This window comes from Paenibacillus cremeus, from assembly GCF_007786445.1.
GTDB classification, from domain to species: Bacteria; Bacillota; Bacilli; order Paenibacillales; family NBRC-103111; genus Paenibacillus_G; species Paenibacillus_G cremeus.
Map to the genome: position 1 here is coordinate 112,829 of NZ_VNJI01000002.1, position 12,037 is coordinate 124,865.

The window sequence follows — 12,037 nt, forward strand, 5'->3', positions numbered from 1 at the left end:
TGCAGTAAGTATAGGTCAAATTGTCGAAAAAGGGAATATTTATGAAGAAATTTAATTTTAAGAATCTTAAGTTTCATAAGGTGAATTTAGACGAGGTAGACGACCACTTTTTGCTTGCAAACCTGTATATAACGCAGTCCTTGGTGGTGGTGCTGGCCGTTATTCTCCTGCTGTTTCAAAAACCGCAGCTCAGTACGATGTTCTCTATCAAGCCGGGATATTCGATCTTGGCATGGGCTGCGGGGTATGCGCTGTTGGTACTAATTCTCGATCTAATTTTGTCTCGCTGGGTTCCCCCTGAAGTCACGGATGACGGCGGAATCAATGAGATGCTGTTTAAAAATCGGCCCTTATGGCATATTGCCTTGCTTTCACTCGTGGTGGCGTTTTGTGAAGAACTGCTGTTCAGAGGCGCGATTCAGAGCTGGTGGGGGGCCTATTGGACCAGTATTTTGTTTGCGGCAATTCACATCCGGTATTTGCAGCATTGGATTATGACGGGACTGGTGTTCAGCATCAGCTATGGCTTAGGGTACATTTATGTCCATACCGGTACGCTTTGGACCCCGATTGCCGCACATTTTCTGATTGATTTTGTTATGGGCTGCATACTGCGGTACAGGAGAGAGAGCTAACATGAGAGGCAAATCAACACCCGCCACGAATCGGATTCCAGAGGAGCACAAACAGACGGAAGCACCCGCGGCAGCGAGTGAGGACGAGCACTACCTACCGCCGCGCAAATCGGTGCATCCGCCTGAAAAAGAAAAGTATGTGCATTACTTTTACAGGTCGCTGCTTTGGATGTTTATACTGCTTGTAGCCGGATTGTTTGTTTGGGGCTGGAAGCTGGTCAGTACCTAGAGCCTAGGGAACTTCAATCGTATTCGGATCGACGAAGCCGTACCCCTTCTCCTCCAGCCTAGTGAGCAGATTATCCAACGTTTGAACCGTCCAAGGCAGCTCGTGCATCAGAATGTTGCTTCCAGGACGAAGCTGCTCAAAGACATTGCTGATCACTTTATCCGGATTGTTGTTTTTCACCGTCATCTCCCAGTCTAACGACCCGTTGGACCACGTCATATAGAGCAATTTTTCGTCTTTGGCCTTTGCCCTGACGTCATCGCTGCCGGACCCAAACGGTGGACGGAAGAAGCTCGGGGCTTTCCCTGTAAGGTCTTTAATGGCCCGCTGTACATCCCCGATTTGGTGCTCCAGATTTTCTTTGCTTTCCTTCTTCAAGTCATTATGATCCCAGGAGTGATTGCCGATCGTTTGGCCGCGGGAAGCGATGAGTTTGACCAGCTCCGGCTTTTGCTTGATGCGGTATCCATTCAAGAAAAAAATCGCTTTTGCGTGATGCTTATCCAGCGTATCCAGCAATCCTGTGTTCATCTCCAAATCCTTCGGGCCATCGTCAAAAGTAAGCAGCACTACCTTTTTCTCCGTCTTCGCCGGATCGATGGGGACAATATCATAGGTTTTCGGATTCAGCATGTATGTTTTTTCCGCTTCCTTCGGAGGCTCCGTGGCTTGCGGCTTTGGTTCTAGTACAGGCGGCGGAGAAGCTTCGGCAGGCTTGGTTTCGGTCTTCGGCTCTTGAGGGACAGAAGCAGCAGTGGCTGCAGGTTGAGGCGCAGCGGTAGGCTCTGGCTGAGGGGAGTTTGCAGGTGCAGCGGTACATGCGGTGAGCAGTACGGCGGCCGCCGCGAGAATGGTCCATTTGCTTGTCATGTAGGGGAAGACTCCTGTTCCTTAGAAGTAGTAACCTTCACTGGTTATAAGGCGATTCCCTTATTTTATCATGCATGCTCGTTTGCAGGATAGCGGAAAATAAGGGCGTTACCGAAACCAATGGAGGGGTGTGATCACATGAGATTCGGTGCTTTCTTACTGGGCGGTCTCGTAGGGGCTGCAGCTGCTGTTTATTTAACGGGAAAAAGCAAGCCGATGCTCTGGTCGGTATTGGGCAAAAATGACGCGCTTGGGAGCATGATGATGAATTCCATGAACGATAAGTCGGATAAGAGCAAGTCCAAATTTGGCGATTCCTCCGGATCGGCTAAATCGAATGCTTCGTTCCAAGGCAATAAGGCAAAAGGCCATGAGGAGCAGTTTAGCGCAGCTGCTGCCGGCGGCATGTCCAAAGTTACGGAGTTCGTCAATCAGGATCCACAGCTGAAGGCGCAAGTAAATGAAATTTTATCGAGCAACAACCAGAGCGAACAATCGCAAGTACAGTAGGTTCTGCGATTCTTAAAAAAGCCATAATGACGCGGTTCTCGTCCCATAGTGCTTAGGCCCTGTGGGACGGGTTCCGCGTCTTTTTACGTATATTGAGGGAAAATTCAGCCTTTAACCGTTCTTTTCTCCAGTGTTTGTGATATAATAGATGTTAGTATGGAATACAAACTCTTAAATCGCTAATTAAGAGTATTGTATACATATACCCGTTACACCTTTGTTAACCAAACTTCATAAACTGTTATCACAGTCGGTTAGGAGGAATCCAGTATGAAAATGGAGCGATTAAGTCAGGACAAGATACGGATTTTCCTCACATTCGATGACTTAACGGAGCGCGGTATTCACAAGGATGATATGTGGAGAGAGATCCCTAAGGTTCATGAACTGTTTAGCGAAATGATGGACCAAGCCTATATGGAACTAGGGTTCGACGCTACGGGTCCGCTTGCCGTTGAAGTACTTGCCAGCCCTGCACAAGGAATGGTCGTTATCGTGACACGCGGGAGAATGAATTTCAGTCACGCGGATGATGCCATGGACGACGAAGTGGAAGAAGTGTACGAACTGGAAGTCACCATGGATGAGACGGATCAGATCACTTACGCATTTCACGACTTCGAGGATCTGCTGCGTATGGCCAAGGTTGTGAATCCGCTCCTGATCGAAGGCGGAACGCTGTACTCCTACAAGAATAAATGGATTCTGGTGCTGGATGCCGTGGAGATGGAAGATAAGCGGCTACAGTCCATCGTTGCAGTGCTTTCGGAATTCGGCGAAGCTGCGTCCGTGACGCAAGCGGTGCTCGAAGAGTACGGCAAGACGGTCATTGAATCCGATGCCATAAAAGTACTATGCTCCAAATTTTAATATCGGCGAAGCTCGTTCACATGGTTTCGGGGTAAGAGAAGCATTCTCAAAAACAGTATTGTTTTTGTGGGATGCTTTTTTTTGCGGTTTAGGGGGTTCGTGAATTGGGTCGGGAGGAAAGTGCAAGAATACAAACAGGATGTTGGTTCCGGAAGGGCAATATGGAAATCTGACGGTATTTATGCAAATTGACCCAGCAAAGGATGATCAGGATGGCTGAAAATTTAAACGTGTTAGAGTCCACGCAGCTCATTATCGAGGAGGCGCTGACCAAGCTCGGCTATTCTCAGGCGATGGTGGAACTGCTGAAGGAGCCGATGCGGGTGTTGACCGTTCGCATTCCGGTAAGGATGGACAACGATTCGGTTAAAATTTTCACGGGGTATCGGGCCCAGCACAATGACGCGGTGGGACCGACGAAGGGCGGCGTCCGTTTTCACCCAGATGTGCACGAGGATGAAGTGAAGGCGCTGTCGATTTGGATGAGCTTGAAATGCGGGATTGTGGATCTGCCCTATGGCGGAGGCAAGGGCGGTATTATTTGTGATCCACGCCAAATGTCGTTTCGAGAGCTCGAGAGGCTAAGCCGCGGCTATGTCCGCGCGATCAGCCAAATCGTCGGACCGTCGAAGGATATCCCCGCACCCGACGTAATGACGAACTCACAGATCATGGCTTGGATGATGGACGAATACAGCCGCATTCGCGAATTTGATTCCCCTGGCTTTATTACAGGCAAGCCGCTGGTGCTGGGAGGCTCGCATGGCCGGGAAACGGCCACAGCCAAAGGCGTGACGATCATGATCGATCAGGCGCTGAAGAAAAAGAATATCCCGCTCAAGGATGCCCGGGTTGTCATCCAAGGCTTCGGCAATGCCGGCAGCTACTTGGCCAAATTCATGCATGACGCGGGAGCAAAAGTGATCGGTATCTCCGATGTGTATGCCGCGTTGTACCGACCGGAGGGACTGGACATCGATTATTTGCTGGATCGCCGCGATTCGTTCGGTACGGTCACGAAGCTGTTCAATAACACGATTACGAATAAAGAGCTGCTGGAGCAGGAATGCGATATTTTAGTCCCCGCGGCGATTGAGAATCAAATTACGCTGGAGAATGCGGACCGGATCAAAGCGCCGATCGTGGTTGAAGCGGCAAACGGACCGACGACCTTGGAAGCCACGAAGGTGCTCACGGATCGCGGCATCCTGCTCGTGCCGGACGTGCTTGCCAGCGCTGGAGGCGTTGTTGTATCCTATTTTGAATGGGTGCAGAATAACCAAGGATATTACTGGACAGAAGCGGAAGTGCATGCCAGACTGCAAGTTATGATGGAAAAAGGCTTTGAAAATGTCTATAATGTTCATGTGACAAGAAATGTCGATATGAGACTGGCCGCATATATGGTCGGCGTCCGCAAGATGGCGGAGGCGGCGCGATTCCGCGGTTGGGTGAACTAATAAATGAACTGGAAGGGGGGACACTGTGAGCGTCTTATCTGTCCTGATGGCGGCTATTGCTCCTGGTGTCGCTCTGATGTCATATTTTTACTTGAAAGACCGTTATGACCCGGAGCCGATATCCCTTGTGCTCAAATTATTTCTGTTTGGCGTGCTGCTGGTTTTTCCGGTTATGGTGCTTCAGCGCGCATTGGTCCAAGGCTTGGGCGAAAATCCGTTTGTCTTTTCCTTTCTTACCTCGGCGGGGATTGAAGAGTTCTTTAAGTGGTTTCTGGTTTACTTTATTATTTTCAAGCATACCTCGTTCGATGAGCCTTATGATGGAATCGTGTACGCCGTCGCCACTTCACTCGGATTCGCGACACTGGAGAATGTGCTGTATGCGTTTCTGAATGACTCCGGCTTCTCGGCGCTGATGATGCGGGCGTTTTTGCCGGTATCCGGTCATGCGATGTTCGGTGTGATTATGGGCTATCACTTGGGGAAAGCGAAATTTTCACCGGATGGCGGGAACAAGCATCTGCTTCTTGCCTTGGTGCTGCCGCTGTTCTGGCATGGCGTATTCGATTATACGATGCTGGTGACCAAGACGTACTGGATCTGGTTCATGGTGCCGCTGATGGCGTTCCTGTGGATGCGAAGCTTATGGAAAGTGAATCGGGCGAATGCCAAGTCGCCGCTGCGGGTGATTCATCCAGAGGATCAGGTTAAAATTTGACAGGTGTGTCCATACTGGCTAGTAAAACCCAGTACGGAGGGAATCCATGACGTCGGTCGGCACACGTGTAAAAGTAACCATTCGCTGTAAGGCATGTGGGGAACGGTTCATTTTGAAAGGGAAAAAGGAAAAGGGTAGAATCGATACGGGCTTCAAGCAGTGCATTTGCAATAATGACAAGGATTTCTATATCGAAACAACTGATTTTTAGGGAGTAGGAGAGTCGGCCGCGGGCCGGCTTTTTTTGTTGCATAAAGCCCTGTACTTCAGGCGAACACTAAGTCCAAGTTTTTGTTATGAAAGGGGCTTATTAGAACATGTACAAACGATTGAGTATCGTCATGTTTCCGATTCTTCTGATCGCGCTCATCGGCACCGGCGTGTGGGGGTACTTAGAGCACCAGGAGAAAAACTCGGTGCTGATCAAGGCCGAGAATCAATACCAAAGAGCGTTCCACGACCTGTCGTTCCATGTGGATAAACTGCATTCGGAGCTTGGCAATACGCTCGCGGTCAATTCCACGTCGCAGGATGCCTACAAAAAAGGGCTGATCAACGTATGGCGGATCACAAGTCAGGCGCAAAATGAAATCAGCCAGCTGCCGCTGGGCATGCTGCCGTTTAACAAGACCGATGATTTTCTATCGAAAATTTCGAATTTTGCCTACCGCGCGGCCGTGCGGGATTTAAGCAAGCAGCCACTGGACGAGAATGAAATCAAAACCTTGAATACGCTCTACGAGCATGCAAATGACATTTCCACCGAGCTGCGCGGCGTGCAGGATAAAGTGCTGGCCAGTAACCTGCGCTGGATGGATGTCGAGCTTGCTCTGGCTACCCATAAGGAGCAATCGGATAACGCTATTATCGACGGATTCACCATGGTAGATAAAAAAGTCGGCGAATATCCGGAAATCAACTGGAGCCCGACGGTGATGAGCGCGTATCAGAACCGCAATATGAACATGCTTTCGGGTCAAGAGATCAGCGCCGATGAGGTCAAGCAAAAAGCCGCGCAATTTCTGGGTATCCAAGATCCTTCCAGCCTACAGGTCGTGGAAAATGGAGCGGGAACCGAATACCAGTCCTACAGCGTGAGCGCTCCGAAAGAGGGAACCAGCGACGGCTTGGTTCATATGGACTTCTCCAAGAAGGGCGGGCAGCTGCTCTGGTATAATGCGGCTCGGAATGTGCCGGAGAAAAAGGTGGATCTGCGTGCCGCGCGGGACAAAGCTGCGCAGTTTTTGGACGAGCACAACTATAAAGATATGACGGCTGTAAGCTATGACGAATACAATAACGTCGCTAACCTAACCTTTGCTGCACGAACCAATGACATCATCAACTATTTGGAGAAGGTTGCTGTGAAGGTGGCCCTGGACAACGCTGAGGTCGTGGGTGTCGAAGCCTCCGATTACGTGTATGACAAGAAGGATCGTCAAGTGAATGCAGCCAAGCTGTCGGATGAGGAAGCTCGTAAAACCTTAAGCGCCAACTTCAAAGTAGACAGCGTGCACAAAGCGCTCATCCGCAACGATGTGGAAGAGGAAGTGCTCTGCTACCAGTACATCGGACGCGTGAATGGCGGCATTTACCGCATCTACGTCAATGCGGAGAGCGGCGCCGAGGAGAAAATCGACCGGATCGGCAAAGACGAAGCCCAAGTTACGAAGTGAGTTAGCTTTTTTGCTCCCCTATTAACAAAATTAGGCCCGATGGATTTCATCGGGCCTTTTACATGGACAAATACGACCAAGTGTCGAAGGAGAAATACCCATTTGCGGCGAGTTTTTTGCTCAATCTTCACATTTTAAATTTTTTCAGGGGATTGAAGCAAAACGTGTTTGAGGAAGAGCAAATGGTTATTTCACCGGAGACCGCGGGAGCGTTTGTCCAAATTTTATTGCCACTCAGAAGGCATCGGCCGCTATTTTTACCGCTTCCCATATTTTCCCCGCGTGTTATAATAAAGACCAGACATGACCCGGGGGTGCATACAATTTGCTTCCAAAAGTGAATCAGATCTTATACATACAAGTGAATTCAATAGATGAAGAGGAAGCCCGGCAGGAAAGCAAATCGAGGATAGCTGATATAACAGACACGTACATTAGCATGGAAATCCCGATCAATGAGAAAAGCGGTCGATTGAAACGTTTGTATCACGGGGACGAGCTGTCGGTTTATTTCGTAACGGATGGCGGCGTGAAGAACTATTTTAACACCTCGGTAATGGGCTTTACCGACGACGTGATTCGGCTGGTGCATATCAAGAAGCCGGAGCTGGATGCCATCACGAAAGTACAGCGGCGAAATTTCCTTCGCGTGCCCGCCGAATTGGAACTAGCTGTGAAATTTTCGGAGCAGCTGCAATTTGTTTCCTTGACCGATGATGTCGGGGGCGGAGGCATTTCCTTCTTGTGCGATGAGTATGTTCCGGTGGTGTCCGGTTATGTGGTTCAGTGCTGGCTCCTCGTGCCTTATAAGAACGGACTGATCGAGCATGTGCCTTTCAAAAGCGAGGTCGTACGAGTTAAGCCGATGGAAACCGGTAAGCAGCAGGTCATGATGAGGTATTCGGAAATCACCGACCGCGACCGGCAGAAGATTATCCGCTATTGCTTTGAGCGTCAGCTCGACTTTAGAAAACGCTAGGGAATAAATTCCAACAAATTTGGATAAACTACCACCCAAAATCAGAGATGGGTGACGCACATGGAGCAAGAGAAGCAAAAGAAACGCGAAGCATCGTACGAGGAGCTATTCTTAATCTTTGGCAAACGTGTGGAAAAGGTGCTGGCTGTCATGGTCATTCTGCTATTCGTTGCGCTAATGGCCGCCCAGCTCTTGCTTCAGAATGCTCATGTGCGATACTTATTAGTTAAAGTGGAGCAGCTCGAGGGAAATCCGTACCGTGCTGACGGCAGTAAAGCCATGGAGAAGTGAACAAGACCTCGGTTCGTTTTGCAATTCTTGTCATACGTATGGTATAATTTTCTTCGTTCGAGGCTTCGGCCTGTTTTTTTTTGGCGGGCTCGTCCGCTTTCAATCTTGTTAGGAGGCCGCATCTTGGAAAAGTTTAACATCGCGATCGATGGCCCGGCAGGAGCAGGGAAAAGCACGATCGCCCGGCTCGTCGCAGAAGCGCTTGGCTTTATTTACATCGATACCGGGGCAATGTACCGAGCGGTTACTTGGAGCATCCTGCAGAAGGGCTTGGAGCCGGATCAAACTGCGGAGATGATCCAACTGGCAAACAGTATGGATATTCGTCTTATGCCGGGACCACAAGGTCAGCTTGTTTTTGTCGATGGGGCTGAGGTCACAGGGGTTATTCGAACGGCCGAAGTGACAGGCAACGTATCCCGCGTTTCCTCCATCGCTGAAATTCGCAGCATTCTGGTGGCCAAGCAGAAGGAGCTTGCTCAGAGCAAAGGCGTGGTGATGGACGGCCGCGATATCGGAAGCCATGTGCTGCCGGATGCAGAAGTGAAGATCTTTCTGACCGCAAGTGTCCGCATTCGAGCAGAACGTCGCTTCAAAGAAATACAAGACGTGCAGCAGGGAATTACTCTCGAGCGTCTGGAACAGGAAATTGCCGAGCGGGACCGGATGGATGAGCAGCGGGAGGCTTCACCACTTGTGAAAGCACCGGATGCCGTTTTGATGGATACGACCCAAATGACGATTCCGGAAGTGGTGGAATCCATTTTGGAACTTTGCAAGACGCAGGTGAGCGGAGGGACGTAAGATGCTTTATGTGACGCTTCGCGGCATGTTTCGATTTATCTTTGGTTTTTTTTACCGCTTGAAGGCGATTGGGACAGAGAACATTCCCCTCAGCGGGCCGGTTGTACTGTGTGCGAATCACACCAGCAACTTTGATCCGCCGCTGCTTGGCTCGCCGATCGATCGCAAAGTGCATTATATGGCCAAAGCGGAGCTGTTCGAACTGCCTGTTCTAAGCTACGTACTACCGCGGATTTGTGCATTTCCTGTCAAACGCGGCGGTGTTAGTAAAGAATCTATACGGTTGTCCATTCAGCTGTTGAAGGATGGAGAGATTCTAGGCATTTTCCCTGAAGGAACGCGCAGCAATGCCGGCGGAATGGGAAAGAAGGGCGCAGCCAGTCTGGCGCTCAAATCCGGTGCCACGGTGATACCGGCGGCCATCGTCGGGCAATATAAGCTGTTCCGTCAGATGAAGGTGATTTACGGCCCACCGGTCGATATAACGGAATTTGCCGACAGCGGATCTGAAGGCTTGGAGCAAGCGACGGATAAAATCATGGCTACCATCCGAACGATGGTAAAGCAATACGAATCGAAATCATAAATCGTGGCATACTTAAAAAAATGATGAAGTAATTTATTTTCCAAATACATTGTTGTCAGGTTGCTAAGGAGGGTATTCGACATGTCAGAAGAAGTTAAAGTGGAACAAGCAGAGGTAACCCAGGAAGAATCGATGGCGAATGTAACCTTTTTAAAGAAAGGCGATATCGTCAAAGGGAAAGTCATTAAAGTTGACTCCGATCAAGCGATTGTTGACGTGGGTTACAAGTATGACGGTGTGATCCCATTGCGCGAGCTTTCTTCGGTTCAAATCGAAGATGCTGCTGAAGGGATTGGCGCTGGTCAAGAGGTCGAGCTGAAAGTATTGACCATCGACGACCACAAAGAGAAGCTTGTTCTCTCCAAGCGTGCGATCGACAGCGAGAAAGCTTGGGATAAGCTGAATGCCGATATGGAGAATAAAACGGTCCTTGAAGCGAAAGTAGCTGAAGTTGTCAAAGGCGGCTTGGTCGTTGACGTTGGTCTTCGCGGCTTCGTTCCGGCATCGATGGTAGAGCGCACATTCGTTGAAGATTTCAGCGATTACAAAGGCCGTACGCTTCGTCTTCGCGTCAAAGAAATGGATAAAGAGAAGAACAAAGTAGTTTTGTCCCAAAAAGACGTTCTGGATGAAGAATTCGACGTCAAAAAGAAAGAAACCTTGTCCAAAATTTCGGTTGGCCAAACGTTGGACGGTACGGTTCAGCGCCTGACGCAATTTGGTGCGTTTATCGATATCGGCGGCGTAGACGGCTTGGTGCACATTTCCGAAATGGCATGGCATCATGTAGAAACCCCTTCGGAAGTCGTTAAAGAAGGCGACAAAGTGAAAGTACAAGTATTGAAGGTGGATCCGGAGAATGAGCGCATTTCCTTGAGCATCCGGGCAACGCAGCCAGGGCCTTGGCAGTCGATCAGCAGCATCAAGACGGGCGATATCGTAACGGGTACAGTGAAGCGACTGGTGAACTTCGGTGCTTTCGTTGAAGTGGCGCCTGGTGTGGAAGGCTTGGTGCATATCTCGCAAATTTCCCACAAGCATGTCGCAACGCCGCAAGAAGTGCTGAAGGAAGGGCAACAAGTTCAAGTGAAGGTGCTGGACATGAACCCGGACGAGAAGCGCATTTCCTTGAGCATCAAGGAAACCGAAGAAGCGCCTGCCCGTGAGCCTCGCGAGCCAAGACCAGAACGTGAGAGAGCGCCACGCAAGCAGGAATCGATCTCCCATGAAGAGGGCTTCAAGACGACGCTGGGCGATAAGTTTGGCGACATGTTAAGCAAATTTAAATAAGCAGATCAACGAAAAGAGGAATCCGAAGTGCGTATTTCCAGGAAAATGGAGCATGTGCATCATGCGCTTCGGCTTGGACAAAGCGGGAAGCATGGCTTCCAGGATGTCAAGCTGATTCCTAATTGTCTGCCTGGCATCGCTTCGGATCACATAGCATTACAAACCCAAATCGGCGAACTCATTCTGAGCTCGCCGATTATTATTAATGCGATGACCGGAGGGGCACAGGAGACCGAGGAGATTAACCGGGAGCTTGCCATAGCCGCCCGTGAAACCGGACTTGCCATGGCGGTTGGCTCGCAGATGTCCGCCCTTCGCAATCCGGAGGTATCCTCCAGCTACGAAGTGGTTCGGAAAGTGAATCCGGAGGGGATCGTGTTTGCCAATCTTGGCAGTGAAGCGACCGTGGAGCAAGCGAGACAAGCGATCGAGATGCTGCGGGCGGATGCGCTTCAAATTCACTTGAATGTGATGCAGGAGCTGATCATGCCGGAGGGAGACCGGAATTTCAGCGGCATGCTGGAGCGGATCGAAGCCATCGTGCGACAAGTAGGCATACCGGTGATCGTGAAAGAAGTAGGGTTTGGCATGGTGAGCGAAAGCGCAGAAGCGCTGCTGGATTGCGGAGTGCAAATCATTGACGTAGGCGGCCGGGGGGGCACCAATTTTGCCGCAATTGAAAATGCCCGACGGGAGCAGCCGATGGAATGGTTGAACGACTGGGGCTGCACGACCTCAGTAGCCTTGCTTGAGGCGCTGGAAGCCAAGCGGAGTCATACAAGTCAAGTCTCGATTATTGCGACGGGGGGGATCGGCGAAGCAGTGGACATTTGCAAAGCGCTAACGCTCGGCGCTTCAGCTGTAGGGATGGCCGGCGGGCTGCTGAAGCTGCTTCGCTCCGATGGGACAGAGGCGCTAATCAAGCGGATCGAGTCGCTGCATAGCGAGCTGCGCTTGCTCATGACGGCGATGGGCTCGCGAACGATGGCTTCCCTTGCCGAGGCTCCTGTAGTCATTACGGGAGAAACGGCGGCATGGTGCACTGCAAGAGGGATCTCCACGGAGGCTTACGCTCGCCGCCAAGGATATGCGAAGCGCAAGTAATGAAAACCATACAGA

Annotated in this window: 14 protein-coding genes; 13 read left to right on the forward strand and 1 reads right to left on the reverse strand. The window is 50.4% G+C overall.

Going from position 1 to position 12,037, the window contains the following annotated elements:
* Positions 1-41 precede the first annotated feature (41 nt).
* Both FPZ49_RS02430 and FPZ49_RS02435 read left to right on the forward strand, forming a co-directional pair.
* Entirely contained in the window at positions 42-635 is a 594-nt protein-coding gene (locus tag FPZ49_RS02430; RefSeq protein WP_144842818.1) for a CPBP family intramembrane glutamic endopeptidase, read from the forward strand.
* Position 636: 1 nt separating this feature from the next.
* A complete protein-coding gene (locus tag FPZ49_RS02435) occupies positions 637-864 on the forward strand; it encodes a hypothetical protein (RefSeq protein ID WP_144842820.1) in 228 nt (75 codons plus the stop codon).
* A gap of 3 nt (positions 865-867) precedes the next feature.
* Here FPZ49_RS02435 and FPZ49_RS02440 read toward each other — a convergent pair whose 3' ends face one another.
* Entirely contained in the window at positions 868-1,734 is an 867-nt protein-coding gene (locus tag FPZ49_RS02440) for a polysaccharide deacetylase family protein (protein ID WP_144842822.1), read from the reverse strand.
* 138 nt (positions 1,735-1,872) lie between these two features.
* Between FPZ49_RS02440 and FPZ49_RS02445 the strand changes: the two genes are divergently transcribed.
* The 11 genes from FPZ49_RS02445 (at position 1,873) to fni (ending at position 12,022) form a co-directional block, all read left to right on the forward strand.
* Positions 1,873-2,244, forward strand: a complete 372-nt coding sequence (locus FPZ49_RS02445) for a hypothetical protein (protein WP_144842823.1) — start codon at positions 1,873-1,875, stop codon at positions 2,242-2,244.
* A 270-nt stretch (positions 2,245-2,514) separates the two neighbouring features.
* A complete protein-coding gene (locus FPZ49_RS02450) occupies positions 2,515-3,114 on the forward strand; it encodes a genetic competence negative regulator (protein WP_144842825.1) in 600 nt (199 codons plus the stop codon).
* A 212-nt stretch (positions 3,115-3,326) separates the two neighbouring features.
* Complete coding sequence (locus tag FPZ49_RS02455; RefSeq protein WP_144842827.1) at positions 3,327-4,574, forward strand: Glu/Leu/Phe/Val family dehydrogenase; 1,248 nt, start codon at positions 3,327-3,329, stop codon at positions 4,572-4,574.
* A 25-nt stretch (positions 4,575-4,599) separates the two neighbouring features.
* Positions 4,600-5,292: a glutamic-type intramembrane protease PrsW gene (gene prsW / locus FPZ49_RS02460; protein ID WP_144842829.1), complete on the forward strand. Its 693-nt coding sequence runs from the start codon at positions 4,600-4,602 to the stop codon at positions 5,290-5,292.
* Between the two features lie 317 nt (positions 5,293-5,609).
* Complete coding sequence (gene ypeB / locus FPZ49_RS02465) at positions 5,610-6,968, forward strand: germination protein YpeB (RefSeq protein ID WP_144842830.1); 1,359 nt, start codon at positions 5,610-5,612, stop codon at positions 6,966-6,968.
* Between the two features lie 325 nt (positions 6,969-7,293).
* A complete protein-coding gene (locus tag FPZ49_RS02470) occupies positions 7,294-7,947 on the forward strand; it encodes a flagellar brake protein (protein WP_144842832.1) in 654 nt (217 codons plus the stop codon).
* A gap of 60 nt (positions 7,948-8,007) precedes the next feature.
* Positions 8,008-8,238: a DUF5359 family protein gene (locus FPZ49_RS02475; RefSeq protein WP_144842834.1), complete on the forward strand. Its 231-nt coding sequence runs from the start codon at positions 8,008-8,010 to the stop codon at positions 8,236-8,238.
* Between the two features lie 123 nt (positions 8,239-8,361).
* Complete coding sequence (cmk, locus tag FPZ49_RS02480; RefSeq protein WP_144842836.1) at positions 8,362-9,042, forward strand: (d)CMP kinase; 681 nt, start codon at positions 8,362-8,364, stop codon at positions 9,040-9,042.
* Position 9,043: 1 nt separating this feature from the next.
* Positions 9,044-9,628, forward strand: a complete 585-nt coding sequence (locus tag FPZ49_RS02485; protein WP_144842838.1) for a lysophospholipid acyltransferase family protein — start codon at positions 9,044-9,046, stop codon at positions 9,626-9,628.
* An 81-nt stretch (positions 9,629-9,709) separates the two neighbouring features.
* Positions 9,710-10,918 (forward strand): 30S ribosomal protein S1, encoded by a 1,209-nt coding sequence (rpsA, locus tag FPZ49_RS02490; protein WP_144842840.1) that lies wholly within the window; start codon positions 9,710-9,712, stop codon positions 10,916-10,918.
* 27 nt (positions 10,919-10,945) lie between these two features.
* A complete protein-coding gene (fni, locus tag FPZ49_RS02495) occupies positions 10,946-12,022 on the forward strand; it encodes a type 2 isopentenyl-diphosphate Delta-isomerase (protein WP_144842842.1) in 1,077 nt (358 codons plus the stop codon).
* Positions 12,023-12,037: the final 15 nt, after the last annotated feature.

Bases quoted from the DNA above. Each gene is read 5' to 3' on its own strand.
- FPZ49_RS02430 (WP_144842818.1), top strand. From the start codon at position 42: ATGAAGAAATTTAATTTTAAGAATCTTAAGTTTCATAAGGTGAATTTA.
- FPZ49_RS02435 (WP_144842820.1), top strand. From the start codon at position 637: ATGAGAGGCAAATCAACACCCGCCACGAATCGGATTCCAGAGGAGCAC.
- FPZ49_RS02440 (WP_144842822.1), bottom strand. From the start codon at position 1,734: ATGACAAGCAAATGGACCATTCTCGCGGCGGCCGCCGTACTGCTCACC.
- FPZ49_RS02445 (WP_144842823.1), top strand. From the start codon at position 1,873: ATGAGATTCGGTGCTTTCTTACTGGGCGGTCTCGTAGGGGCTGCAGCT.
- FPZ49_RS02450 (WP_144842825.1), top strand. From the start codon at position 2,515: ATGAAAATGGAGCGATTAAGTCAGGACAAGATACGGATTTTCCTCACA.
- FPZ49_RS02455 (WP_144842827.1), top strand. From the start codon at position 3,327: ATGGCTGAAAATTTAAACGTGTTAGAGTCCACGCAGCTCATTATCGAG.
- ypeB (WP_144842830.1), top strand. From the start codon at position 5,610: ATGTACAAACGATTGAGTATCGTCATGTTTCCGATTCTTCTGATCGCG.
- FPZ49_RS02475 (WP_144842834.1), top strand. From the start codon at position 8,008: ATGGAGCAAGAGAAGCAAAAGAAACGCGAAGCATCGTACGAGGAGCTA.
- FPZ49_RS02485 (WP_144842838.1), top strand. From the start codon at position 9,044: ATGCTTTATGTGACGCTTCGCGGCATGTTTCGATTTATCTTTGGTTTT.
- rpsA (WP_144842840.1), top strand. From the start codon at position 9,710: ATGTCAGAAGAAGTTAAAGTGGAACAAGCAGAGGTAACCCAGGAAGAA.